Below are 24,484 nucleotides of genomic sequence, written 5' to 3' on the forward strand. Positions count from 1 at the left end.
ACAGCACCAAGCCCGGATCAGCCACTACAAATGCCGCGGCCACACACCACCCGAACCTGCCCAACCATCAGGAAAAGCACCGTTGCAGTACTAGGCCGTTTCGTTTGGATCATCTGCGAACCGTCCCGGTGAGCGCGGCAAGCCGCGTTCGCCGGGACGGTTGTTTGGGTTCGTGCTGTGCGTCAGTTAGCTGCAGAGGTGGGGGCGTTGCGGTGCCGTACGAAGATTGCTGTGGGGATCGCGATGATGAGCAGGGTGATGCCGCCGATGAGTAGTCCGAGGTGTACGGCGTCGGTGAAGGCGCGTGCTGCGGCGTCGGTGACGGTGTGGGCGAGTTCCGTCGGCAGTGAGGCCGGGCTGTCGCCGTGGACAGCGCCGTTGGTGATCCTCAAGGCGTCGGGGACTGGTATGCCTGAGGTGATCAGCTGCTCTTCGAGGTAGCGGGGGAATCTGGTGGTGACGATGGTTCCGAGGATGCTGGGTCCCAGTACGGAGCCGATCTGGCGGAACATGTTGACGGTCGCGCTGGCCATGCCGGCTTGCATTCGCGGAACGCTGTTGACGGCGGCGGCCGTTGAGGGGGCGGTGAGCAGGGCCGAGCCGATTCCTGCGATGAGGAGGCCGGGCCAGAGCGCGTCGTAGCCGGTGAAGGGGCCGATGGCCAGGAGGGCGAGTGCGCCGCCTCCCAGGATGACGAGGCCCGCGGTCAGCATGAGGGTGAAGCCGGCCTTCTGGACGAGGCGGCCGGCGAGGGCGCTGACGATGATGTAGGTGGCGAACATGGCCAGCAGCCGGACGCCGGTGGCCAGTGCGGAGAGTTGCTGGACGCGTTCCATGTACAGGACGGTGAGCAGGGATGTGCCGACGAAGCCGAACATGGATGCCGCGGCGACGCCCATCACGGCGGTGTAGGAGGGGTTGCGGAAGAGGCGCAGGTCCAGCATCGGGTCGTGGTGGCGGGCCTCGACGGTGAGGAACAGGACGAGGGAGACGGCGAAGACGCCGTACATGGTGAGGATGCGGCCCGAGGTGTATCCGGAGGAGCCGCCCTCGATGATGGCGTAGGTCGCGGACGCGATCATGACGGTTCCCAGCAGAACGCCGGCGAGGTCCAGGCGCCGGGTCGGGTGTTTGGTCTCGGGCACCATAAAGGGTGTCAGGATCACGGTGATCGCGCCGATCACGACGTCGATCAGGTAGACGGCGTGCCAGCTGAAGCTGCCGAGCAGCAGTCCGGCGCCGAGCGGGCCGACGGCCAGGCCGAGGCCGGAGCAGCTGGCCCATGCGCCGATTGCCTTGGTCCGCTGGTGGGGGTCGGTGAAGGAGTGGCTGACGATCGACAGGCTGGCGGGAAGGACCGCTGCGCCGCCGACGCCCATGACCGCTTGTGCGGTGATCAGCAGTCCCGCGCTGTCGGCGGCGTAGGCCAGCAGGCTGCCCGCGGTGAACACCACTGCTCCGCCGAGGAAGACGGCGCGGCGTCCGACCAGGTCGGCAAGGGTGCCGGCGAACATCACCAGGGTGGCGATGACCAGGGAGTAGGCGCTGGTCACCCAGACCAGCGTGCTCGCGGACGGGTGCAGGTCCTGCTGGATGGCGCCGAGGGTGCCGATGGTGGAGGAGACGTTGACGAACGCCATCATCACGCCGAGGCACACGGTGACCACTCCGCGCCAGGGGTGGGCGGGTATCGCGGTGGTGGGGGCGGCGGGGGAAGGTGCGGTGCTCGCACCGGATGGCTGGCTGCTGTTTTGCATAGCCAGGAAGGTAGCAGTCTGACTTGTGAGAAAGCTAGCCAGGTTAGGATGAGTGCATGGAACGCGCTGACCTGCAAGATGAAGACACGGTATTCACGCGCACGGGCGATTTCGCCGACCGGGATGCCTTCACGGCGGCCGGCTGGTGCGCCATGGAGCGGTCCCTGGATGTGGTCGGTACCCGTTCGGCGATGATGCTGGTCAGGGAGGCGTTCTACGGCGGGCGCCGCTTCGACGACCTGGTGCGGCGTACCGGTCTCGCGGAGACGGTCGCCTCCAAGCGGCTGCGGCAGTTGGTGGCCGACGGCCTGATGGAACGTCGGCCCTACCGGGTGCCGGGCGCGCGCACCCGGCACGAGTACGTGCTGACCGAGCGGGGACGTTCCCTGTTTCCGTTGTTCGTCGCGTTGATGAACTGGGGAAGCGCGACGGACGGCGGGCGGGGCGGAGTCGAACTCGCGCACGCCGGATGCGGCGAGCAACTCCTGCCCGCCGTGCGGTGCGCGGCGGGCCATGACGTGAGCATCGAGGAGACCGAGGCGCGGCTCACCACCTCCCGGCCCGCGGCCGACGATCAGGCCCGGTAGCCGCAAGGGGGCGGCGTTCGCGGCTGGCCGCGGTGTCAGCCTGCGAAGGGCTCTTCGGGGAGTGCGGGCTCCTGGGCGGTGCGGTCGCGCAGAAGGCCGCGGGCTTCGTCCAGGATGTCGCGTGAGAGGGAGGCGTCGTCGCTGGCGCGGGCGAGCAGGACGGCGCCTACGAGGAGGGCCAGTTCGGCGAGCGGGCGGTCGCCCGCGTCGGCGTCGCGTCCGGAGCTGCCGTTCAGCCGGTGGAGCCCTTCCGCGAGATCGCGTACGCCCGCGGTGAATGACGTGCGCAGGGGGGAGCCGGGCTCGGCGCGGGCCGCGTCGGCGGCCACGGCGGCGGCCGGGCAGCCGTCGGCGGGATGGTCCCGGTGCAGCTCCGAGAGGTACACAGCGAGAAAAGCGTCGTGCGCTGGCGGGGCGTCAGGGGCGGTCGATTCCTCAGCGATCTGGTCCATGGCGGTGCGGCGCTCGGTGAATGCCGCCGTGAGCGCCTGGGCGAGGAGGTCGTCCTTCGAGGCGAAGTGCCGGTAGAACCCGCCATGAGACAGCCCCGCGGAGGCCATCGCCTCGGGCACGGTAACGCGCTCGGGCCCCTTCTCGCGGATCAGCCGTGATGTGTTCTCGACCACTTGCCGCCGGTGCTGCTCCGTCACCTCTCGCGACATACGAGGCATGCCCGCGCCCTCTTTCCCGTGTTCCCGGCCTGTCAGCCGCGCGCTGATCAGCCTACGGCAGCACCACCCTATTTTAGATGATGAGAATCATCTAATGTGTGGCTACTGCACGCGTGATCGAACCACCATGCGGCGCGATCACACGCGCCCTGACACGACTCACACGAGGAACGCGCATGACGGCAATCGAAGGTTCCATCGCCCTGGTCACCGGTGGCCAACGAGGCATCGGCAAGGCATTCGTAGACCAACTCCTGGCCCGGGGCGCCAGGAAGGTGTACGCCACCGCCCGCGACCCGCACCCCAGCGACGACCCCCGCCTCGAGACCCTCTTCCTCGACGTCACCCATGGCTACTCCGTCGCCGACGTGGCCGAGAGGGCGCGCGACGTCGACATCGTCATCAACAACGCGGGCGTGCTCCACCCGGCTCCCCTGCTCACTGGCGACCTCGCGCAGGTCTTCGCCACCTTCGACACCAATGTCTACGGCCCGCTGCGTGTCGCCCAGGCGTTCGCCCCTGTCCTGGCCGACAACGGCGGCGGTGCCCTGGTCAACATCCACTCGTTCCTGTCCTGGGCAGCGGGCAGCGGCGCCTATGGAGCCTCCAAGGCGGCCCTGTGGTCGCTGACGAACTCCCTGCGTATCGAACTCGCCGCACAGCACACCCAGGTCGTCGGCGTCCACCTCGGTTTCGCCGACACCGAGATGGTCGCGGCCATCCCCACCCAGAAGATCGCGCCCACCGACGTGGCACGCATCGTCCTGGACGGCGTCGAGAACGGCGAGAGCGAGGTCCTCGTCGACGACGTCACCCGCACGTTCAAGGCAGCGCTCGCCGGCCCGGTCGAGGACCTCGTCCTGCCCGCCCTGCGCCGCTGAGCCCCAGCCCGCACTCCAACGCCCCCACCCGGAGGAACACATGCCGCTCTGGACCATCTACCACCCGCCCGGCACCTACACCCCCCAGCAGAAGAAGCAGTTCTCCGCCGACATCACCGGCTTCTACACCCGGTACGGGAACCTACCGGCCTTCTACGTCGTCACCGTCTTCCAGGAGATCGACGCAGATTCCTTCCTCATCGGAGGCGAGCCCTCGGCCACATCCGTAAGGATCAAAGCCGACCACATCGCCGTCCACACCAAAGACCCCGACACCCGGGCCAGGACCCGCCAGATCCTGGCACGCATCCTCGCCCCCCACACCACCGAACGCGGCCTGTACTGCGAGTTCCACATCGACGAAACCCCACGCGACCTCTGGATACTCGACGGCATAGCCCCGCCCCCACCCGAGAGCGAAGCCCACCAACTCTGGGTCGAAGAAAACCGGCCCATCCCCTACTGAGCCCAAAACGACCGCGCACGCTTTGGTGCCAGGCACGGCCGCCGCCTGGCACCGGCTGGCCAACAGCGAGCAGAGCCCCGTACTCATTGCTTCGTGCAGTTCACGCACCAACGGCCGCTCCATACTGGACCGTTCCCACATTCAGGCAAGAGGAGACCTTCCCTGGACCCGGAGGATAGTTCGGGCGAGGAGCGCCAGGAGGTAGTCGAAGCCGCGCTCCACCTGTTCGGGTGTCAGCGGGGTACGGGGCAGGATCAGGTACGGCATGAGGTCTCCTCGACTGCGGGCGCCGCGCCGGTCACGGCGATGTCCCAGCAGATTCGACCCGCCAGCCTGTGGACACAGGCCAGAGATTTCCTCCTGCTCCACAGGATGGTGCTATGGCGACGCAACACAGTTGACAATTCAGCAGGGTGGTTGGCAAACGCCCAGAAAGGGTCCACCCGGACGGCACTGACCTGCTATCCCGTCGCGTTCCAGTTGGCAGATTCGCAGTCCTTCGCATCGACCCTGGCCAATTCGCGCCATCGAGCCGTGGAATCATCGGGCCGCCGGACTGTGATTTCTGTGAAGGGTAGTGGGCGGGTATGGCTGCTGGCTGGGAGTGGGACGACACACTGTTCTCAGGTACGGCCACCTACTACCGGCGCGGGAGGCTGCCCTATGCCCCCGGGCTGACGGAGGTGCTCGCCGAGGTTCTGAGACTCGACGGGCGGGGACGCCTCATCGACGTGGGATGCGGACCGGGCACCCTCGGCCTGAGCCTGGCGCACTTGTTCAACGAGATCGTCGGCGTGGACCCGGACGCGGGGATGATCGCGGAAGCCACTCGCGAAGCCGCCGAGCGCGGAGTGACTGAGAAAACGCAGTGGGTCCAGGCCCGGGCCGAGGATCTGCCTGCAGGACTTGGAACGTTCACCGTCGCGGCCTTTGGCCAGTCCTTCCACTGGATGGATCGCGACCTGGTGGCAGCGAGCACCAGGGAGATGCTCCAGCCCGGCGGGGCACTGGTGCACATCTCCGACTTGAAGACGGAGACTCGAACCGTCGACGGTCTTCCGTATCCAGCGGCGCCTTATGCGGCGATCGATGAGCTGGTCAGGCATCACCTCGGACCGGTCCGACGAGCCGGCCGGAGCCTGCTGCCGCAGGGAACACCCGGCGGTGAGGCCGCAGTGCTCGCCCGGGCGGGATTCACCGGTCCCGAGCGTCACGTCGTTCCTGGCGGACAACCGCTGGAACGCACGGCTGACGACCTCGTTGCGGGGGTGTTCTCGATGTCGTTCTCGGCTCCGCACCTGTTCGGGACGCGCCGCGACGACTTCGAGTCAGACCTGCATCGCCTACTGCGGGAGGCCTCCCCTTCGGGCCAGTTCTCCGAACGCCAGCCGAGCACCGAGGTCTTCGTCTGGAGGAATGACCCCGCTGAACCCGCATGTGTGCCGACCACGTGAGGCTTCCGCAGAGACCAACTCATCTGAGAATGGCGCCGGACCGCACTTCAGATCATCTGACAGCCTTGCAGGTCAGGGCCTTGCAACCTGCCATCTGGAGTACGACGGGACACCTGCGGCTTCGGGGCCACTGATTGCCAACTAGCCTGCGTCGCTCTTGCCAACTACGAAGCGTCAGAACGCCCTGACCAGGGACGTATGCCCCGCTCATTGGCCAACTGCACTGCATCGTCACAGGGGCGAACCAGGCGGCAAGGATTGAACCTGGCACCCTTGTCCACCCGCCGAACCCGGCGGCGAGCCGGGCCGCTTACCCCTTGTCCAGGTCCGCGGTCCGGACGCGCACGCCGCGTTTCTCTGCGAACGCACGGGTGAGGGTGGAGCGGTCGACGCCGAACAGCAGGCTCAGCACCGAATGCGGCAGGTCGTGCCGCAGATGGATCAGCGTGGCCACCAGCCGGTCGACGAACACCAGCTGGTGGCGGGCGTCGGCACCCGCGGCCCGCTTCCAGACCCCTCCTCGTGCAGCATGACCGGTCCATCCCGCGAGCGGACCGGTCAGCTCCTGGACGGGGCAGCACTCTCGGGAAGATCCAGGCGCGAACTGACCCACGTCCATTACGTTTTCGATCACACCCGCTGACACCGGAGGACCGCATGGCCGACGACACCACCCAGGGCACCGCGAGCTTCATCTCCGAGATGGGCGTGCTCAAGCGCGTCGCACGGACCGGCTGGTGGTTCACCGGCAACAAGCAGCCGGAGTCCGTGGCAGAGCACTCCTTCCGCGTCGGGGTGATCGGCTCGGTGCTCGCCATGATGGAAGGCGCCGACCCCGCGAGGGTCGCGCTGATGTGCCTGTTCCACGACTCGCAGGAGACGCGGGTCGGGGACATCCCGCACATCGGCCGGAGGTACATCAAGGCCGCCCCGAACGGCGAGGTGACCGCCGACCAGGTCGCCAACGCCCACCCGGCCGTACGCACCGGCGTGCAGAGCGCCGTCGACGAGTACGAGGCCGGCGAAACACCGGAGGCGGTCGTCGCCCGCGACGCCGACAAGCTCGAATGCCTGGTCCAGGCAGTCGAGTACCGGGAGCAGGGCTACAGCCTCACCCAGAACTGGATCGACACCAGCCTCGCCTTGCTCAAGACACCGTCCGCGAAAGCCCTCGCCGACGCCGCGCTGAGCATGGACTCGCTCCAGTGGCAGAAGAACTTCCTTCACTGATGAGTTCCATCCTGTAACGCGAACAGCGAGGCCTCGTTGAACGCTGTACCCCCGAGGCGGGCCCCGGAAATCTCCGGGGCCCGTGGTGTGCCGGACAAGGTCAGTTCGCGGGGTCGCCCGGGTCGGCGAGCCAGTTGACGACGTCGGCGTCGGTCATCCGGATCACCTGTGTCCCGTGGACCTCTCCGTGCCGGATGACGTGGCCGCGGCCCGAGCGCGGGCTCGGCTTCGGGGCCGGGCCCGCGAGCGGGGCAGGGCGCTGCCAGGCGGTGGCGGAGACCCGGGCCAGGACAACCGTGCCGAACAGCTCGTGCAGCGCCGCCCCGAGAAGGCTGGTGGTGGGCGTGCCGCCGAGGGTAGTGGCCTGATGTTGCTGCGCCTCACGATGTACGTGCTGCCGACAGCTGCTGCCTCGGTTCACCCGATCTGCTGCAACGGGTGGAATCCACGTCAGCCGACGTCGGTAGTGGGTGCGGATTCTCCGTGGTCCAGGCATCTTTCGGCCGTGATCTCTGCGTATTCTTCAAATATTTTTTATGAATTCAGCCATTCCCTCCGACGAGTGCAAGCATCAGGGTCATCCCTGATGCCGCAGACCTGTGGGATATCTAATCTCCCTGGAGAGCGCCTGATTCGGCAGTAAGTGATCAGTTCTCCGGCATCAGGTGTTCCCGATCGAGTACGTCAGAGGGGCGCTTCAGATGCGCCTTCCCCTCAACGGAAAGAGGAGACAATGCGTTCCCTGGTCAGAGCTCTTGTCACTACGACGGCCGTCGCCGGACTCGCGGCCGGCGGCCTCCTGGGCGCCAGCACCAGCTTTGCGGCACCTCAGGCCGCGACCCACGCGGTTGTGAGCCAGAGCGCTTCCATCATGGCCGTGAACAATCTTGGTCTGAACAAGGAGCGGGCCCAGAACTGGCAGGAATGCCTGAACGCCTGGGGTTTCAATGCCGGTGCTGAGGACGGACAGCTGGGCACACAGAGCTGGATGGCGGCGCAGCGAATGCTCAATGCGTGGGGGCACAACGCCGGTACTGTTGACGGCGCCGTGGGGCCCAACACGATCAGGGCGCTGCAGAGGTTCCTCAATGCTGTAGGAGAGAACGCCGGTGCCGAGGATGGCATCGCTGGCACTCAGACCAGGGCCGCATTCTGGCGGTACAACGCCACCGGCTGCTGATCAGGTAGCTGCGGCTTCGGCGCGTAGCTCCAGGAGTGAAAAACGGAAAGTGTGTTCCTGCCCTCGGTCATGCGGCCGAGGGCAGGGGCGCAAGTGGCTTCTGGCATGCAGGGGTATTGGGCGCTTGACCCTGCGCAGGGGCGTCGGTGCCAGCAGCCGGCGATCCGGCGGCCTGCTTCACACGACATACCCACTCGTACGACGATGAGCGGTTGCCGGGTGAAGTGGTGCGGCAGAGACCGGTGTCCTTGTCGCGGATCATGGCCCACAGGACGTTGCCGCGGCGCCGGGCGAGGGTGGAGCGGCTTGCTGGTGTCCTTTGTCCTCCTTTCCGTTTACGGTCGTACTACGCCTTCGAGACCGGGCACCAAAAAGGTCTGCCGCACGATCGGGTGACGTCTGAACTGACTTGCCCTGCGGGGCGGGTGGGAAGGATGACGCTGTGCCCAAGCCTTATCCGGAAGAGTTCCGCCAGGACGTCGTGCAGGTCCCGAAGAACCGCTACCCGGGTGTGACGATCGAGCAGGTCACCGCCAACTTCGGGGTCCATCCGATGACCTTGTAGAAGTGGATCCGCCGGGCGGACATCGACGACGGGGCCCGGCTGAGAGCAACCAGCCAGGAGAGTGCGGAGCTGCGGGAAGCCCGTCGGCGGATCAAGCTGCTGGAGCAGGAGAACGAGGTCCTGCGGCGGACGGCGGCCTATCTGTCGCAGGCGAATCTCCCGGGAAAAGGATCTACCCGCTCGTGAAGGAGCTGGCCGTGGGCGGGGTGCCCGTCGCGGTGACGTGCCGGGCACTGAAGCTCGCCAGACAGCCCTACTACCGCTGGCTCGACCACCCGGTGCCCGGTGCCGTCATCGAGGAGGCGTATCGCGCGAACGCCCTGTTCGACGCCGACCGAGACGATCCGGAGTTCGGCTACCGCTTCCTGGCCGACGAGGCCCGCGAGGCAGGGGCCGCCATGGCCGACCGCACCGCGTGGCGGATCTGCCGGAACAACCAGTGGTGGAGCGTGTTCGGCAAGAAACGCGGCCGGGGCAAGAAGGCCGGCCCACCGGTCCACGACCACCTGGTCAACCGTGTCTTCACCGCGAACGCGCCGAACCGGCTATGGCTCGCCAACATCACCGAACACCCCACCGGGGAAGGGAAGCTGTATCTCTGCGCGGTCAAGGACATCTTCAGCAACCGGATCGTGGGCTACTCCATCGACAGCCGGATGAAGTCCCGCCTGGCCGTGAACGCCCTGGACAACGCCGCCGCCCGGCGGCAAGACGTGGCTGGCTGCATCCTGCACAGCGACCGCGGATCCCAATTTCGATCAAGGAAATTCGTCCGCGCGCTCGGCCGCCACCGGATGACCGGCTCAATAGGACGGATCGGGGCGGCCGGGGACAACGCGGCCATGGAGTCCTTCTTCAGCCTCTGCAGAAGAACGTCCTCGACCGCCGCACCTGGACCACCCGCGAAGAACTACGGATCGCGATCGTGACCTGGACCGAGAGGACCTACCACCGACGCCGCAGACAAGCCGCCCTCGCCCGGCTGACCCCCATCGAATACGAGACCGTCATGACCACACCGGCCCTCCAGGCCGTGTGACTGAACCTGTCACCTGAAGCTGCAGCAGACCCGACCGATTCCGCGCAGCAGTCTCGCGTCGCTCCAACTCCTCCAGCCACGACACCTTCGCCGCCTCCCAGCCCTGAACCCTGGACACGGCGATCCGGCGAACGATCCCGGACAGCAGCAACCCGCCGAGGCGATCTCACTCAGGGAAAGCTATACCCAGTGGATTTGAGGCCCCCTCAAGCGCAAAGCTCAGCTCAGGCGCAGAGCAAGGATCGCGAGGTCGTCGTTCGGAGGTGTAGGACCGTAGCCGATGACATCGCTCTTCAGTGCGTCGATCGTCGCGGCAGCGGAGGCGTGGCGGGTGCGGGTCAGGCTGCGCCGTATGCCGTCCTCGCCGAACATGCCGTCCGGTCCCCGGCATTCGGTGGCACCGTCGGTATACAGCAGGAGAAGGTCCCCGGGGTGCAGCTCGTGTTCGGTGGTGTGCAGGCGGGGCTCGTCCAGGACACCCAGGAGTGTGCCGGCCGTGCCGAGGGCGGTGATGGTGCCGTCCGCGCGGCGCAGCAGGGGGTACGGGTGACCTCCCAGCGTGAGGCAAAGGCGGGCCGGGGTGCCGGTGAGGTCGAGAAACGCGTGGGCCACGGTGCAGAAGCGCTGAGTGGGGCGGTCCGCGATGATGGCGCGGTTCACGGCCTTCAGCACGGAGGCAGGGCTGCTCTGAGCGTGTAGAGCGGCGCGCGCGGTGTGGCGCACCAGACCGGTCAGCGCCGCGGCTTCGGGGCCCTTGCCGCACACGTCACCGATGGTGAGCGCCCAGTTGCCGGGGCCGACGGGGGCGATGTCGTAGAAGTCACCGCCGACCAGGCTGCCCCGCTCCCCGGGGTGGTAGCAGGCGGCGAGGTCGACACCGGGCAGCTGCGGCAGGCCGGCCGGCAGCAGGCTCTCCTGCAGGGTGTGGGCGACCCGCCTCTGTTCCGTGAAGCGGCGGGCGTTGTCGACTGCCTGAGCTGCGCGGTGCGCGAGTTCCTGAGCGAAGGGGATGTCGCGTTCGGTGAACGGCGTCTGCGCCGGGGTGGCCTGTATCAGGACCATGGCGCCGATGACGGATCCGGCGAGCTTGAGCGGAACTGCGAGCCAGGATGCCGCGGGGATCAGCGCACGCAACGCCGCGTGGTGGTCCGCGCTGCGTGCCAACCGGTCCAGGGTGTGGGCGACGTCGGTGACCAGTTCGTACCGGCCGGTGCGGACCACCGCTCCGATGCCGCCCTCCGCGTCCAGACGCGGCGGGTGCTCGTGCAGCAGTGCGCGCAATGCCTGCTCCTGGGCGGGGTCGCGGTGAGCCAGGGCGGCGAGGGCGGGCTGGCCGGTGTCGTCGAGGAGGTGGATGAGGCAGCCGTCGGCGAGGCGCGGCACAGCGGTGGCCGCGAGGTTGGCGAAGGTGGTCTCCGGGTCCAGGGAGGTCGCCAGGACGCGGCTGACGTCGGACAGGGCCTGGAGCTGTGCCTGCTTGTCGGCGAATTCGCGCAGCAGCCGGGCGCGGTCCATGGCCTGGGCGCACTGTCCTGCCAGAGCGCCCAGGAAGGTCCGTTCGGACGGGGCGAAGGAATGGCGTACGGGAAAGTGGAAACTGACGGCGCCGAAGAGGCGGTCCCCGACGCCCAGAGGCAGTACCGCCGTGGACTGGTGGCGTTCGCTGAAGAAATGGGCGGCCTGGGGAAAGGCGAGGGCCCGTTCGGCCGGATCGGCGAAGAACAGGGCCTGCCCGGTCCGTGCGGTGTGCGCCATGGGGTAGGGGGCGTCGACCGCGAAGGGGGCGGGCAATTCGGTGGCCCGGTCGGAGTCGTGGAGATGGCGCACCGTGTAGCAGTCGCTGCCGGGCTCACTCAGGACGGCGGCACCGACCACGGCTCCCACGGCGGGCATGATGCGCGTCGTGAGTATGGTCAGAACATCGTCAACGGTGTCGGCCGCAGCCAGGGCGGCGGTGACTTCGGCGGTCAGCTCGGCCCGCACGACCCGTTCGCTGTTGTCACGCAGTACCCACAGCAGGTGGTCCGGTTCCACCCGCAGCGCCTGGTACTCGTAGTCCGCGGCCCGGTACGTGCTCGTCTGTGTCCAGGTGAACGCTCCCTGCTCGCAGCGGCCGGTGTCCAACACACGCATGCAGGCGGCGAAGGTCCCGTTCTCGACCATCTGCGGCCACAGCTCGCTGCACAGGCCGCCCAGGGGAGCCGTCCGGTCCGGCTGTCCGGCGCGGGCGGCGGCGTTCATGTACACCAGCCGCATGTCGACCGCGTGCCCGTCGACGTCACGTACGGCCACGCTCACGGTGACGGCGTCCGGCAGTAGTTCAAAGACCGCCGGCAGCACGTCGGCGGGCAGCCCGGTCGGCTGAGATGTGCCCAGGATGTCCCCGGGTCTGCTGTCAGGCGTGATCACAATGGGCGCTTCTCCTACCGGCGCTGTGCCGGTAGGCCGGCTGATTCCTCTGGGCAGTGTCCACCACAACGGCAACATTTGTCGCCCGGCAACCACCTTCTTTGCCAAACCGATGTGACCCGGTCCTGCTGCCACATGGCTGCTTCACCGCGTCCGTGGGTCGGCGGGCCTAGCCCAGAGATCTTTCTGGCCTTGCCCACATGCCCGTGATCTCCCGCAAGGGCGCCCCCAACATCAAGAGCCTCGGCAAGCTCCGCTACGTCGTCGAGCAGACCTTCGCCCTGCTCCACCAGTTCAAGCTCCTCGCCGTGCGCTGGGAACAACGCCTCGAACTCCACGATGCCATCGTCTCGTTGGCCTGCAGCCTGATCTGCTGGCGCCACCTCAAGAAGGCCCACTCATGATCCTATTACGAGCTACTAAGGGCTCGCAGAAGAACAACATGCGGACGAACAACGCGCTGACCTGCTGTGTCAAGGCCCAGAACCTACAGGTTGATTCTCTGCGAGCCCTAATGAGCTCGTGCACGGTAAGCGGTGAGGCGTCGAGGCCTTCCTGGCCCACCATGGAGGGGTAGTGGGGAACGTGGGTCGGGCAGCGATCATCAGCAACCGCCGGATCACCGGCCTGACGGCCGATGTGATCGGCGAACCCGTCGCTGAGGTGGGCCCGTTGTGGCACGCTCGCCATCAGGCCCGGCTCGTTTCTCGGCAACGGAAGCGTGCCGTGGGGCTGGTGCGAAGCACCAGCTGGTGTTCGTCGACCGGCTGCCGGCCACCCTGATCCACCTGCGCCATGCAGCCACCCACGACGTACTCGCCTGCTAGTTCGGCATAGACCGCTCCACCATTACCCGTGCCGTCAACGAGGTGCGGCCCCTGCTTGCCGAGCCGGACTGCATCGTCAGCCGAGGAGTCCGGCTGCGGACCCTTGCCGAGGCCGTCAGCCACCTCGGCAAGAGCGGGAAGACCGGAATCATCGACGGCACAAAAATCCGTGTCCGGCGCCCCGCGGCCGGAAGCAGGGGCCGGGAGAAGTCCATCTCCGACAAGAACAAGCAGAACGCCGTGAAGTCCATGATCGTCACCGACGACTCCGGACGTGTGCTGTGGTGCAGCCCGACCCGGCCTGCGAGCTGCCCGGACATCACTCACGCCCGCCAGCTCGGCCTGGTCCAACTCCCCGCCGACGGAGCTGTGGTGGGGTGGTCCTCGGGGACGCCGGCTACTAGGGACTCGGCGCCCAGACCGGCGGCCAGGTGGTGACATCTCCGCACCGCAAGCCCAGGAAGAACGCCCCGACGGGTACGAAGACAGGCACGAACGGCAGCGCAAGGCACATTCCTCACGGCGCATCCCAGTCGAGCACGGCATTGCCCACCTCAAGAACTGGCGGGCCCCGGCCCGTCACCTCGGTCGCCGAGAACACATGAGCGACACCACCCAGGCCATCACCGGCCTCCTCAGCCATCAGCAGAGCGTCGACCTGACACCGGAGCCACGCGGGTGAAAACCACAGGCCGAACTGCCCCTCGACATCTCACCGCTTACCGCACACGAGCTCGTTAGGGCTCGCAGAGAATCAACCTGTAGGTTCTGGGCCTTGACACAGCAGGTCAGCGCGTTGTTCGTCCGCATGTTGTTCTTCTGCGAGCCCTTAGGTCTCATGCAGCCCCAACCCGTTCCATACGACGGTATCCCCGCTGAGCCTGGGTACCCTTTCGTCCTGGCTAACTTGCCGGGCGCCCAGTAGACACTCTGAAATGGCTCAGTGCGTCACGGAGACACCGGACTGACGTCCAGCATCGTGACGAGGGAAGTCCCATTCGAGGCAGCTACCGTGAGCTTGTAGAGGCCCGGCTGGGTACCCGCATGAAGTAGAGGCATCTGGACGAAGCCATCGGCGCTCGTGGCAGGAAGGTTCAGGGTGGCGGCGGGACGTCCGCCCTCGTCCTCGAAGAACGGTTCCCTCTGAGACTCTGCAGCGTCCCCGCGGTACGCCCCGATGCTCATCGTCAGCGTGATGCCCGCGGCCGGACGGCCCAGGAACGTGGCTTCGATCGCGGACCCCTGCGGGAAGAAGCCGCCCACGACTGCCGTCAGAGCGGTGGTGGTGTGCATTCTCAAGGTGTCCGCGGCAGGCCGCACTGACGCATCGATCTCTCCCTGCAGCTGAGGGTTCTCGATGACCGTAGTCCGCACTTTGAACGTTCCCGCCGCGCTCCCCGCATTCATCTTGGGAACGACGGCGATCCCGTTTGCGCTGGTGAGAGCGGACGCGCGGCGTTTCCCGTTGGTGAAACGCGCTTCGGTGTCACCGACGATGTCGAAGTGGACCCGGGCTCCGGCGATCGGGGTGCCGGATGCAGTCGTGGCACGGAATACCGGGCTGGCGAGGAACACCCCTCCTTGGTCGGCTTGAAGTTGTGTGGAATCGAGGTGGCTCAACCGCGCGAGGGGCGACGGCATGGGCTTCTGGGGGGTGGGCCTGGTCGGTACCGGCTGCGGAGGTGGAGGAGTGGTGGGGGTGGATGCGGGCTTGGGAGTGGCTGCTGGCTCGGGCTTGCCAGCGCGCCGCGCAACGTCTGTCTGTGCGCTCTTGCGGGGTACGGATGCCACCGTGCTGCGCTGGGCGGGCGAGGTGTCCGCAGCGGGCACCTCCGCCGTCCTGGAATCGGGTACTGCGGAGACATGGCCCTGCTGGTAAGTCTGCATCCAGCCAAGCACCGTATTTACGTACTCACGCGAGTGGTTGTAGCTGAGCACCGCGGACTCACGGTCGTTCGTCTGGGACAGGTCGCGACCACCTGCACAGAGGTAGAGGCCGGTGCCCAGGGCCGCATCGTAGATGTTGTTGGGGTCACGAGAGCCGTCGGCGTTGCCGTCGGCACCCCAGCTCGCCCATGTCGAGGGGATGAACTGAGTGGGCCCCACCGCACGGTCGAACTCTGTGTCACCGTCCCAGCGGCCGGCATCGGTGTCCTTAATGAGCGCAAATTTCTTGCCGTCCAACCGAGGACCGCGAATGGGGCGTTCGGTGGAGCCGCCGGTCCGCAATCCGTAGCCGGACGCATGCACTGACTCCACCCGTCCGATTCCCGCGATCAGCTCCCATGGCAGGTGGCAGTTGGGCAACGCCGCCTTCACCGACTCCGCTGCAACCTTGTAGGCGTCCAGAGCGGTGCCGGGGATACCCGAATTGCCGGCGGACGGCATCGTGGGGGGCGTTGGCAGGGGGCTGTTGGCGGTGATGTGAGGTAGTTCGATGCGGCCCGAGCCACGTGGCTGCGACTGAGCACTGGAAGCGCTCGGAGCTGGCTCCGATGCGGCAGGCGAGGCCGCGACGGCCGACGACAGTGTCGTCGCCAGCAGGACCGAGCACAGACCATGCCGGGATATGAGGTGCGCGAGCGCTTTGTACTGCTTCACGAGAAGTGCTGTCCCTACGCGGTGACTTGATAAGAGGAGCCGGGCCGCGCACAGGTCGTACGGAAGGTACGAGTGCGGAGAATCTCCGCAACAGCGATCAGGCGGACCAGATGTTATGCCGGTTCGGGACTTTCGCCAGCGCGCTAGGAACCTGCGCCTCTGCTAGATCACGAGTGGATCACTTTGATCCCCCCAGAGAACATCTTTTGACCACTGAGAGTGACGGATCGTTTACTTATGCGCTCTTTACGTCCATCGTTTGCCCTGCCATCGGTAAGTGCAAGGTAAAGGATCACATAACGTCACGAATCCATAACAACCCTCTGTGCCTGAAGACGGCGGATGAAGTGATCAACATGTGAAGATGCATTGCCCCTGCAACCGTGCGGATGGCGGCCGCGCACAGGACCCACTTGCTGTGGCGCGGCATGAACTCACTTGAGAAAAAACGGAAATGACGACACATAAGTCATCGCCATATCAGCACAGACAACTCAGACCGACGGGGAGCTTGCGCTACATAGCAGGAAGCCTTGCACTGACGCTGGCCATGACATTGATCGACGGCGCAAATGCACTTCCTGCCGCGGCAGCAGCTCCGGCGGCACCCAGCAAAAGAGCGGCGGCCCAAGCAGCAGACGACATCGCCTCCGCCCGTGTCGCTGCACGCCTGTCCGGGCACCGAGTCGAGGCCCTGTCGGAGCGGACCGAAACGTCGACGACATGGGTGAACAAGGACGGGACGCTGTCAACGGAGCTGTCGGCCGCGCCGGTCAGGTTCCAGGAACACGGCAAGTGGGCCGATATCGACGTCGCGTTGCGCAGTGCTGACAGCGAGGTGCGAGCTTCGGCCCACCCGTTGGGCCTGACGCTCGGCGGGAAGTCGGCGAAGGCTGCTTCGCCACTGGTGTCGCTGGGTTCCGGTGAGCAGAAGCTCGCTCTGCAGTGGCAGGGCGCGCTGCCCGCACCGAAGCTGTCAGGTGCGCGTGCGGTCTACGCCGAGGCCATGCCAGGTGCGGACGTCGCGGTGGAGGCGACGCGTACAGGGTTCGAACAGTCGGTGGTGCTGAAGAAGCGCCCGACTGCCTCCGGGTTCTCGTACACGCTGCCGCTCGGGCTGGATGGTGTGACGGTTCAGCAGCAGGCGGATGGAAGCCTGGTACTGCTGGACAAGAAGCGCAAGCAATGGGCTGTCATGTCCGCGCCACAAATGTGGGACGCGTCCCGAGACTCCGCTCCAGGTGAGCCGGCACGCCGCATTCCGGTATCGGTCAAGGTCACCGGTAAGGGACGTGCGACGGCGCTGTTGGTGAGTCCGGACGCGAAGTTCCTCGCGGACCCCAAGACCCAGTTCCCGGTCACGATCGGGACCGCGTTCGCCGCCCAGGCAAAGCCCGCACAAGCCGTTGCTCAGCGCGGAGTGAAGGGCAATCGGGCTGCCAGTTCTGAGCTGGGTCTGGGCAATCCGGGCACGGTGGGTGCCGACGGAGCGGCGCAGACCGCCCAGTCCTTCCTCACCCTGGACACCTCGGCCCTGGCGGGCATGAAGGTCTCCGGGGCCCAGCTGCAGATGTTCGGCACGGGGAAGAGCGCCAAGGCCAAGGCAGCGGGTTGGGAGGTGTGGTCTTCCAGCGGCAGTGCCGCCGACGTGTCGGGCTGGGACAAGCGTCCGCAATTGAAGGAGAAGCAGGCCGCGTCCCGTGCGGCGTCGGGCGGATGGGCCAGCGCTGATGTCACTTCGCTGGTGCAGGACTGGGCGAAGGCCAAGGCACCGGCAGGCACTCTGGCCCTGAAAGCGTCCGACGAGAAGTCGGTGTCTGGCTGGCAGTCCGTCAACTCTGCGGCTGCGGCGGAGAACACGCCGAAGCTGATGGTGACATACGCGTCCGCACCGAACGTTGGTTCCAAACGAGAAGCAGGTCCGCCGTTCTTCTCCGCCAACGGCACCTACGCGGTCAACACCCTCACCCCAGTGCTCCGTGACGTCCTCTCGGACAAGGACGGCGATAAGGTCCGCGCCGCTTTCAAGATCGAAGAGGCTGACGGTCCGACCCGTATCGGGAACCTGATCGATTCCGCGTTCGTGCCTTCCGGGCAGGCGGCCTCGGTGACCGTCCCGGCCGGGCTGCTGGCCAACGGCAAGGAGTACAAGTTCCAGACGCAGACCTATGACGGGAAGTCGTACAGCAACTGGTCGGAGTGGCGTCGCTTCGCCGTCGACACCAGCAACCCGTCCGCACCCCTCTCGGTCACCTCGACCGACTACCCCACCAACGCCTGGGTCAAGGGCGAGGGCCAGGCCGGTAACTTCACCGTCAAGCCCCCGGCCGCCGACCACCAGTGGATCGAGTGGTCGCTGGACGGAGTGAACTGGACCAAGGTCGAGACCGGCGGCAGCGCCGCCGACCGCACGTTCAAGGTCACCCCGCCGCGCAACGGCACCCATACCCTCCAGGTCCGCAGTGTGGACCGGGCGGACAACAAGTCCGAGGCCAAGGAGTACGTTTTCCACGCCGGCTCCAGCGGCTTCACTCAGCCCGGCGAGGGCGAGCGCACCGCGGGCAAATTGCCGCTGGCAGTGGAGACCGAGACCGGCAAGTTCAACAAGGCCACCTTCTCCTGGCGCCGCTCGGCCGCCGACAACTGGGTGCAGATACCCGCAGGCAGTGTCACCGCGGGCGGCACCGCGCTGACCGCGTGGCCGGTCGATGTCGCCGTGGGCAAGACCGCCCCGCTGGTGTGGAACGCCACCGCCACGGTTCCTGTCAACGGCAGCATCCAGATCAAGGCCGACTTCACCGGCCCCGGCGGGGCCACCGGCACCACCGCACCGCTGAGCGTGATCGTCGACAAGGACGGCGACGGAGCCGCCTCCACCGAGGTCGGCCCGGGTTCGCTGAACCTGCTCACCGGTGACTACACGCTGAACGCCACGGACGCTTCGTTCTTCGGCCTGACCGCCACCCGCACCTTCTCCTCCCGCTCGCCCACCAAGGGCCTGTACCAGGAGGGGCAGGCACCGATCTTCGGCAAGCAATGGGTCTCCGGCACAACTGCCGAAGTATCGGGATCCGAATATAGCCATATCCGCCGAATCTCCGACACTGCTCTCGACGTGGTGACGGACGAGGGCGACGCGATCCACTTCACGGCGAACGCGGCCAAGACCGGCTGGGTCGCGGAGACCGGCTCAGAATCGTTGACCCTCAAGGGCAGCGTCGCCGGCACCTTCACCCTTTCTGACACCGAGGGGAGTACCACTACCTTCGCCAAACCAGACGCCACCGCCACCACATGGCAGGTCTCCACTTCGGAGGTGGAGGCATCGGACAACTCGGCGACGAAGGTAATTTCCGAGACGGTCACCGTCGGCGGGAAGAAGCTGGCTCGCCCGAAGAAGATCATCGCCCCGACCTCGGCGGCCACTCAGGCGGCCTGCGACCTGAACCCAGCGCTCAAGGGTTGCCGGATCCTGGAGTTCGACTACGCCACTGCCACCACGGCCACCGGAGACAAGACCGCAGCTGAGTTCGGCGACTTCGCGGGCCAGGTCAAGCAGATCAAGCTCTGGGCCACCCAGCCCGGCGCGGGCAACGCCACCGCCTCAGCGGTGCAGATCTACCGTTACGACAAGCTGGGTAACCTTCGCCAGGCCTGGGACCCGCGCCTGGGCCAGGAGACCGCCACGCAATACTCCTACTTCGAGGACCGGGTTGTGTGGATGGCCCCTGCCGGGGAGCTTCCATACACGTTCAGCTATGACACCATCGGCTCCGGTGCCGCGCCCGGTGCAGGCATGCTGGTCAAGGTCTCCCGTCCGACCCTCAAGCAGGGCACCGTGGACGAGACCGGCCCGGCCGCCGTGGACACCGTGGTCTACGGTGTCCCGCTGACCGGTGTGAAAGCACCGTTCGAGACCAAGGACGCAGGCCACTGGGGCCAGCTCGACCGCCCCACCGACGCCACCGCCGTATTCCCTGCCGACCAGGTGCCGGCGTCCCACGCGGGCGGCGACCTCGGCAAGAGCGACTACCGGCGGGCCACCGTCCACTACCTCAACGCCTCGGCGCGCGAAGTCAACACGCTCACCCCCGGCAACAGCCTCTCAGTCACCGAATACGACCGGTTCGGCAACACTGTCCGGGAATTGAGCGCGGCCAACCGCGAACTCGCTCTGGGTGCCACCGACAAGCAGAAGCAGCAGCTCACCGACCTGGGCATCATCGAACGCCCTTGGCATGAACGAGCCGCCATGCTGTCGACCACGTCCTTCTTCGACGAGGGCGGTACTCGGGAAATCGAAGAGTTCGGACCGATCCGTCGGGTCGACCTGACCGAGGACCTCAAGGACGGTGCCACAACGCTGATCAGTAAGGCCGCCTCTGTACCTGCCCGGTCGTGGAAAGTTAACAAGTACGACGAAGACCGTCCCACGGACGGTTCCGCCAAGGTCAAGGACAAGGTCACGTCGGTGATCACCGGCGCCCGGGTCCGCGACTTCGACTCGATCATGGGCGAACTGCGCGTCAGCAAGACCCGCTACGACTGGGCCAAGGGTGTGCCCACTCACGCCATCCAGGACGCGGGCGGCCTCGACCTCGACACAGAAACGCAGTACGACGCCCAGGGCCGCATCACCAAGCAGATCCTCCCAGGGACAAGCGGTGAGGGGGCGGCAAACCGGGTGACAGTGTACTGGGAGGCCGACGGTACCGGTTGGTGCAAAGGACGCCCCGAGTGGGCGGACAACGTGTGCTGGACCGGTCCTGGCGGAAACATCACCGGCAGCAGTGGCCAGCCCACCCAGTTGCCTGCCACCACCAGTGAGTACGGTTACTTCGGCCAGATCACTAAGTCTGCCACTGACGCGGGTGAAAAGAATCTGACTGAGGTGACCTGGTACGACGCTGCCGGGCGTCCGGAGAAGAGCGCCAGCTACAACGGCATCGGCCAACCTGCCCCCGAAACGACCACTGAGTACGACAAGGTCACCGGCAAGGTCCTCAAAGTGACCTCGCCGACTGCGGGCACGATCACGAAGAGCTATGACAAGCTCGGTCGGCAGATCTCTTACACCGATGCCGACGGCGGCAAGACGACTACCGAGTACGACTTGCTCGACCGGCCCGTCAAGGTCACCGACAACGTACCCTCTACCGTCATCTACACCTACGACCACGCCGTTGAACCTCGGGGCCTCGTGACCCGCACCAGTGACTCCGTGGCCGGCGATTTCTCCGCCACCTACGACCAGGATGGGTCGATCGCCACCGAGAAGCTCCCCGGCGGCTACACCCTGAGCGTCACCGAGGACACCACGGGCACCCCGCTGTCGCGTAGTTACACCCGTGACAGCGACGGCGCTGCTGTCTTCAGCGACACCGTCAGTGAATCCGTCTACGGTCAGGTGACCACTCATCAGGGCTGGGGTCGCCAGCAGTACGATTACGACAAGGCAGGCCGTCTCACCGGCGTCCGTGACTTGACGGAGCAGGGCTGTATCCGGCGCGACTACGATTTCGACAAGCGTGCCAACCGGAAGGCCCTCACCACTACGCCCGGCGCTCCCGGTGCTGACTGCCCCACTACGGGCGGCACCAACACTGTCAGCCACACTTACGACAGCGCCGACCGCCTCGTCGACAACGGGTACACCTACGACGACTTCGGCCGCACCACTACCCTCCCGGGCAGCTCCCTCACCTACTACACCAACGACCGGGTCCGCCAGCAGATCAGCGGCGACAAGCGTCAGACCTGGGATCTCGACCCGGCCCTGCGCTTCCGCTCCTGGACTGTTGACACCAACAACGCCGGTACCTGGAACAGGACGGCTGCCAAGGTCAACCACTACGACGGCGACAACGACAACCCTCGTTGGATCACCGAAAACACCACCACCGGTGATCTCACTCGCAACGTCGACTCTGCCACTGGAGACCTCGCCGCTACCACCAGCAAGACTGGCGATGTAGTCCTTCAGCTCAGCACCATCCATGGCGACATAGCTTTGGGGCTCCCTCTCGACGCTGCCCGGGCCCCCGTCACGCTGGAAGCGGATGAGTACGGAAATCCGCGCGCTGGGCAAGCACTGCCGCGATACAACTGGCTGGGCGCGAAACAGCGTTCCACTGAAACGCTCACAGGTTTCACCCTCATGGGGGCCCGCCTCTACAACCCAGCCACGGGGCGCTTTCTGTCCACGGACCCGGTCTATGGAGGAGGAGAAAACCCCTATGGATACCCCAGTGACCCTATCAACGCATACGACCTGGACGGAAACAGTTTCTGGAGCAAGGCTTGGAAAATCGTCAAGGCTCACAAGGTCGACATCGCGATCACCGTCCTCAGTATAGCCGTTCCGGGAATGGGTGCTGTTGCCTGGGGATACAGGGCCTACCGTGTCGTGCGTGCTGCACGCCTCGCCCATAAACTGAAGTTCGCCAATGGAGCCAGCCGTGCATCCCGTCCAACCGCATGGTTGGCGGGGCGCATGTGGACTGGTCGCGGCGCCGTTGGCGGATTTGCGAAAAATGGTGCCAGGATGCGCAGCAAGGGACACTTCGCCTATCGCGGTGCAGCAAAGAAGGGCAAATGGGGCAGGTCTTCGAACCTGACGTTCCAAGAAAGGAACTCCCACCTGTACTTCAACTACCACATCAACCACGTGAGGTTTAGGCAGTGGGGGCGATGGAAATAGATCGTGCTTCCTGGCCCGCAGGAGGCCGCGTCGGGTTCATCACGAAAGGCGACTACGCTGGTAGTTACCTTTTGCTCAGTGTTGAGGTCGATAGCTGGTGGGCGTTCTACATCAGTGAAGATCCGCATGAAAAATCACCACAAGCGATTAAGTCTGACGACTTTTGGGCTTCTGATGAGGAAGTTCCCGGTATCGTGGCGGAGATGGCCGTGCAGTGGGTAGACGCTTCGATGGATGAAGATGTAGAACGAGAAATCTTCGACATCCGAAGTGAATGGAGAAAGAGGCGCAGAAGACGTGAGCTTGTCCGCTCGCTCTTCAGCTTCCTTGGGAGACGAGGCTAGGTGTTGTCTCGCAGCTCAGAGTGGAGGTACGGGCTTCCCTATGGCCGGATCCCTTCCCAGGACCGCCTCGTGTCAGAAAACTGGCAAATTCCGGAAAAGCACATCGAGGGGCGCACCGGTAGATAGCCGTAAGGGCTGTGAAGTAGCCCCTTAAGAAAGACGATACGCAATAGACGTGTATGCGGGGTCGTCCTCTATCGAGACGACCCCGCATACCGCAACATCAAAAACTACCAAGCAGCCGGAAGAGCTATACGGCGAATACCTCCTGAAGATTTTTTATGTAACGGAGGATGATAGAAGTCTATTTGCTAATCCACCTGCATACAGGTGATTAGAGACCCTTTAGCGGAGTCACAGTCGGATCTTTGACATGTCTTGTGTTCTAAGCCCACAGCTCCCGCCACTAACTAAGTGAAATATTATTAAGCCTCCAGCTGGGTGCGCTATCTAATTGGTTTTACGCAGTTCCGGATAGCTTCCGGTTAACACTATCGATCGCTCTTGGAGCGACAGTATTTAGAAACTGAGGAATAACTCAATGTTCTGGAAGGCAGATAAGTTGAACTGGAGAGCGCTTATCACCGTTGGGGCAGCCTTCTTGGCTTCTGCTGTACTGGTCGGATGTAACGGCGTTGAGCCAAACATGGGCACTCGAAGTGCTGAATCCACACCGCGCGTCGAGGGGAACATTCAAGAGATTCATGCCAACGAAGGCGCTTCCGGAGTGCAACTCGTGGACGACGCGAGGAGTATAGACGGGGGCCGTCCAGTGACTGTCGGTGTAATGGCCAATGACACCTTTGCTCCCGTCGGTGCTGCCAGGAAGCCCCTTCTCAGCGCTCTGGGTGGAAGTAGCCATACTCTGACGCTAAATAGCGAGCCGCATCATGGATCTGCAGTGATCAATGGGGATGATGTCACCTACACACCGTCTCCCACTTATGTGGGTGAAGACGAGTTCAGCTATAAGGTGACGATCCAGCGTGGACCTACGGGCACCCGCCTTTCAGAGGGCACCGCCGTAGTGCGCATCACTACGAATACCCCTGCAGTAGGCGATGGGGCAGAGTAGTCACATTCCACTGCGTGCTTAGACGGGGATGGGAGAGCTGCCTTCAGTCGCTGCACGGAGTTCCAATGGACCTGGGACGTTCCCTACATCCAGCCTGCGGCCGAAGGTACCTATTGGGTCTCCGGCCCCCTCCGCACCGAGACGGTGGGTCCGGCGGCCACAGCGCAGGAAGCCATCGCCATGGTGGTCGAACGCCTTCCAGCGCACTGTGGCCCGGCATTCGTCGGAACCCCGGAAGAACTCGATGCTCACGAAGCCACAACGCGGAAGCCGCAGTCGGACTGAGGTTAAAAATCAAGCTCAGGCGGCGAAGCCCACGTTGGTGACGTATTCGTACTGGCCCCAGCGGGAGCCGAGGTCGCCGATGACGTCGTCCCAGGCTGCTTCGAGGCCAGCGTGGTCGCTGGCGGCCCAGGAGCCGACGATCGTGTCCCAGCGGTGGACGCTCATCGTGCGGTACTCCACGACGCGCTTGAGGCGCTGGTCGACCTGGGGCGGCCGTGGACGGGGAGAGGAAGAGCAGTGCTGTATCGGGACCCGGTCGACCTGGTGGTTGAGCGGGTGATCAATCCGGTCAGGTGCCGGTGCGGGCGACGACAGCCCGGAACTCCTGGGCCATCAGGAGGACTGAACCGCGCTGCACCGGTGCGTCCCACATCTTGTGCAGGGCCGCACCCATCCGCTCGTTCCTCGCGGAC

Annotated in this window: 19 protein-coding genes and 4 pseudogenes; 13 read left to right on the forward strand and 10 right to left on the reverse strand. The window is 65.5% G+C overall.

Going from position 1 to position 24,484, the window contains the following annotated elements:
* Nucleotides 1–182 precede the first annotated feature (182 nt).
* Nucleotides 183–1,757, reverse strand: a complete 1,575-nt coding sequence (locus ACIP93_RS37140; protein ID WP_401766747.1) for an MFS transporter — start codon at nucleotides 1,755–1,757, stop codon at nucleotides 183–185.
* A gap of 56 nt (nucleotides 1,758–1,813) precedes the next feature.
* Between ACIP93_RS37140 and ACIP93_RS37145 the strand changes: the two genes are divergently transcribed.
* Nucleotides 1,814–2,344: a winged helix-turn-helix transcriptional regulator gene (locus ACIP93_RS37145; RefSeq protein ID WP_401766750.1), complete on the forward strand. Its 531-nt coding sequence runs from the start codon at nucleotides 1,814–1,816 to the stop codon at nucleotides 2,342–2,344.
* A gap of 35 nt (nucleotides 2,345–2,379) precedes the next feature.
* On the opposite strand, the gene ACIP93_RS37150 is transcribed toward ACIP93_RS37145, so the two are convergent.
* Nucleotides 2,380–3,015 (reverse strand): TetR/AcrR family transcriptional regulator, encoded by a 636-nt coding sequence (locus ACIP93_RS37150; protein ID WP_401766753.1) that lies wholly within the window; start codon nucleotides 3,013–3,015, stop codon nucleotides 2,380–2,382.
* 176 nt (nucleotides 3,016–3,191) lie between these two features.
* Here ACIP93_RS37150 and ACIP93_RS37155 point away from each other — a divergent pair, with 176 nt between their 5' ends.
* Entirely contained in the window at nucleotides 3,192–3,896 is a 705-nt protein-coding gene (locus tag ACIP93_RS37155; RefSeq protein ID WP_401766755.1) for an SDR family oxidoreductase, read from the forward strand.
* 40 nt (nucleotides 3,897–3,936) lie between these two features.
* Nucleotides 3,937–4,362, forward strand: coding sequence for a tautomerase family protein (locus ACIP93_RS37160; RefSeq protein WP_401766758.1), 426 nt, complete (start codon nucleotides 3,937–3,939; stop codon nucleotides 4,360–4,362).
* A gap of 141 nt (nucleotides 4,363–4,503) precedes the next feature.
* On the opposite strand, the gene ACIP93_RS37165 is transcribed toward ACIP93_RS37160, so the two are convergent.
* Complete coding sequence (locus ACIP93_RS37165) at nucleotides 4,504–4,629, reverse strand: hypothetical protein (RefSeq protein WP_401766760.1); 126 nt, start codon at nucleotides 4,627–4,629, stop codon at nucleotides 4,504–4,506.
* A 320-nt stretch (nucleotides 4,630–4,949) separates the two neighbouring features.
* Between ACIP93_RS37165 and ACIP93_RS37170 the strand changes: the two genes are divergently transcribed.
* Nucleotides 4,950–5,816 (forward strand): class I SAM-dependent methyltransferase, encoded by an 867-nt coding sequence (locus ACIP93_RS37170; RefSeq protein ID WP_401766762.1) that lies wholly within the window; start codon nucleotides 4,950–4,952, stop codon nucleotides 5,814–5,816.
* Nucleotides 5,817–6,165: 349 nt separating this feature from the next.
* Here the strand turns inward: ACIP93_RS37170 and ACIP93_RS37175 are convergent.
* Nucleotides 6,166–6,450, reverse strand: a pseudogene (locus tag ACIP93_RS37175) (transposase family protein); the annotation flags it as partial.
* 23 nt (nucleotides 6,451–6,473) lie between these two features.
* Here ACIP93_RS37175 and ACIP93_RS37180 point away from each other — a divergent pair.
* Nucleotides 6,474–7,046, forward strand: coding sequence for an HD family hydrolase (locus tag ACIP93_RS37180; protein WP_401766765.1), 573 nt, complete (start codon nucleotides 6,474–6,476; stop codon nucleotides 7,044–7,046).
* A gap of 100 nt (nucleotides 7,047–7,146) precedes the next feature.
* Here ACIP93_RS37180 and ACIP93_RS37185 read toward each other — a convergent pair whose 3' ends face one another.
* Nucleotides 7,147–7,467, reverse strand: coding sequence for a hypothetical protein (locus ACIP93_RS37185; protein WP_401766767.1), 321 nt, complete (start codon nucleotides 7,465–7,467; stop codon nucleotides 7,147–7,149).
* Between the two features lie 312 nt (nucleotides 7,468–7,779).
* Here ACIP93_RS37185 and ACIP93_RS37190 point away from each other — a divergent pair, with 312 nt between their 5' ends.
* Entirely contained in the window at nucleotides 7,780–8,226 is a 447-nt protein-coding gene (locus ACIP93_RS37190) for a peptidoglycan-binding protein (protein WP_401766770.1), read from the forward strand.
* Nucleotides 8,227–8,668: 442 nt separating this feature from the next.
* Nucleotides 8,669–9,830 (forward strand): annotated as a pseudogene (locus tag ACIP93_RS37195) (IS3 family transposase).
* A 219-nt stretch (nucleotides 9,831–10,049) separates the two neighbouring features.
* On the opposite strand, the gene ACIP93_RS37200 reads toward ACIP93_RS37195, so the two are convergent.
* A complete protein-coding gene (locus tag ACIP93_RS37200) occupies nucleotides 10,050–12,239 on the reverse strand; it encodes a GAF domain-containing SpoIIE family protein phosphatase (RefSeq protein WP_401766773.1) in 2,190 nt (729 codons plus the stop codon).
* Between the two features lie 200 nt (nucleotides 12,240–12,439).
* Here ACIP93_RS37200 and ACIP93_RS37205 point away from each other — a divergent pair, with 200 nt between their 5' ends.
* Nucleotides 12,440–12,643: a hypothetical protein gene (locus tag ACIP93_RS37205; protein WP_401766776.1), complete on the forward strand. Its 204-nt coding sequence runs from the start codon at nucleotides 12,440–12,442 to the stop codon at nucleotides 12,641–12,643.
* A 285-nt stretch (nucleotides 12,644–12,928) separates the two neighbouring features.
* Here ACIP93_RS37205 and ACIP93_RS37210 read toward each other — a convergent pair whose 3' ends face one another.
* Nucleotides 12,929–13,189 (reverse strand): hypothetical protein, encoded by a 261-nt coding sequence (locus ACIP93_RS37210; protein ID WP_401766845.1) that lies wholly within the window; start codon nucleotides 13,187–13,189, stop codon nucleotides 12,929–12,931.
* Here ACIP93_RS37210 and ACIP93_RS37215 point away from each other — a divergent pair.
* On the forward strand, nucleotides 13,109–13,504 hold the full coding sequence (locus tag ACIP93_RS37215; RefSeq protein WP_401766778.1) for a transposase family protein: 396 nt from the start codon (nucleotides 13,109–13,111) through the stop codon (nucleotides 13,502–13,504). The two genes, ACIP93_RS37210 and ACIP93_RS37215, sit on opposite strands and share 81 nt — an antisense overlap.
* Nucleotides 13,505–13,583: 79 nt before the next feature.
* On the opposite strand, the gene ACIP93_RS37220 is transcribed toward ACIP93_RS37215, so the two are convergent.
* Complete coding sequence (locus ACIP93_RS37220; protein ID WP_401766780.1) at nucleotides 13,584–13,709, reverse strand: hypothetical protein; 126 nt, start codon at nucleotides 13,707–13,709, stop codon at nucleotides 13,584–13,586.
* A gap of 305 nt (nucleotides 13,710–14,014) precedes the next feature.
* The gene (locus tag ACIP93_RS37225; protein WP_401766782.1) at nucleotides 14,015–15,667 is read right to left on the reverse strand and encodes a lytic transglycosylase domain-containing protein; all 1,653 of its coding nucleotides are present in this window, start codon (nucleotides 15,665–15,667) and stop codon (nucleotides 14,015–14,017) included.
* A gap of 550 nt (nucleotides 15,668–16,217) precedes the next feature.
* Here ACIP93_RS37225 and ACIP93_RS37230 point away from each other — a divergent pair.
* The 4 genes and pseudogenes from ACIP93_RS37230 to ACIP93_RS37245 form a co-directional block, all read left to right on the forward strand.
* A complete protein-coding gene (locus tag ACIP93_RS37230) occupies nucleotides 16,218–22,367 on the forward strand; it encodes a DNRLRE domain-containing protein (protein WP_401766785.1) in 6,150 nt (2,049 codons plus the stop codon).
* Complete coding sequence (locus ACIP93_RS37235) at nucleotides 22,358–22,711, forward strand: hypothetical protein (protein WP_401766787.1); 354 nt, start codon at nucleotides 22,358–22,360, stop codon at nucleotides 22,709–22,711. The genes ACIP93_RS37230 and ACIP93_RS37235 overlap by 10 nt, the downstream gene beginning before the upstream one ends.
* Nucleotides 22,712–23,357: 646 nt before the next feature.
* A complete protein-coding gene (locus tag ACIP93_RS37240) occupies nucleotides 23,358–23,786 on the forward strand; it encodes an Ig-like domain-containing protein (RefSeq protein WP_401766840.1) in 429 nt (142 codons plus the stop codon).
* A gap of 51 nt (nucleotides 23,787–23,837) precedes the next feature.
* Nucleotides 23,838–24,071, forward strand: a pseudogene (locus tag ACIP93_RS37245) (DUF6193 family natural product biosynthesis protein); the annotation flags it as partial.
* A 15-nt stretch (nucleotides 24,072–24,086) separates the two neighbouring features.
* Here the strand turns inward: ACIP93_RS37245 and ACIP93_RS37250 are convergent.
* Nucleotides 24,087–24,275, reverse strand: a pseudogene (locus ACIP93_RS37250) (transcriptional regulator); the annotation flags it as partial.
* Between the last annotated feature and the right edge of the window lie 209 nt (nucleotides 24,276–24,484).

The organism is Streptomyces sp. NPDC088745 (genome assembly GCF_044751045.1).
In the GTDB taxonomy this organism is placed as follows: domain Bacteria; phylum Actinomycetota; class Actinomycetes; order Streptomycetales; family Streptomycetaceae; genus Streptomyces; species Streptomyces cremeus.

Coding starts and splice junctions, on each gene's coding strand:
- ACIP93_RS37140 (WP_401766747.1), bottom strand. CDS start 1,757: ATGCAAAACAGCAGCCAGCCATCCGGTGCGAGCACCGCACCTTCCCCC.
- ACIP93_RS37145 (WP_401766750.1), top strand. CDS start 1,814: ATGGAACGCGCTGACCTGCAAGATGAAGACACGGTATTCACGCGCACG.
- ACIP93_RS37150 (WP_401766753.1), bottom strand. CDS start 3,015: ATGCCTCGTATGTCGCGAGAGGTGACGGAGCAGCACCGGCGGCAAGTG.
- ACIP93_RS37155 (WP_401766755.1), top strand. CDS start 3,192: ATGACGGCAATCGAAGGTTCCATCGCCCTGGTCACCGGTGGCCAACGA.
- ACIP93_RS37160 (WP_401766758.1), top strand. CDS start 3,937: ATGCCGCTCTGGACCATCTACCACCCGCCCGGCACCTACACCCCCCAG.
- ACIP93_RS37165 (WP_401766760.1), bottom strand. CDS start 4,629: ATGCCGTACCTGATCCTGCCCCGTACCCCGCTGACACCCGAACAGGTG.
- ACIP93_RS37170 (WP_401766762.1), top strand. CDS start 4,950: ATGGCTGCTGGCTGGGAGTGGGACGACACACTGTTCTCAGGTACGGCC.
- ACIP93_RS37180 (WP_401766765.1), top strand. CDS start 6,474: ATGGCCGACGACACCACCCAGGGCACCGCGAGCTTCATCTCCGAGATG.
- ACIP93_RS37190 (WP_401766770.1), top strand. CDS start 7,780: ATGCGTTCCCTGGTCAGAGCTCTTGTCACTACGACGGCCGTCGCCGGA.
- ACIP93_RS37205 (WP_401766776.1), top strand. CDS start 12,440: ATGCCCGTGATCTCCCGCAAGGGCGCCCCCAACATCAAGAGCCTCGGC.
- ACIP93_RS37220 (WP_401766780.1), bottom strand. CDS start 13,709: ATGGCTGAGGAGGCCGGTGATGGCCTGGGTGGTGTCGCTCATGTGTTC.
- ACIP93_RS37230 (WP_401766785.1), top strand. CDS start 16,218: ATGACATTGATCGACGGCGCAAATGCACTTCCTGCCGCGGCAGCAGCT.
- ACIP93_RS37235 (WP_401766787.1), top strand. CDS start 22,358: ATGGAAATAGATCGTGCTTCCTGGCCCGCAGGAGGCCGCGTCGGGTTC.
- ACIP93_RS37240 (WP_401766840.1), top strand. CDS start 23,358: ATGGGCACTCGAAGTGCTGAATCCACACCGCGCGTCGAGGGGAACATT.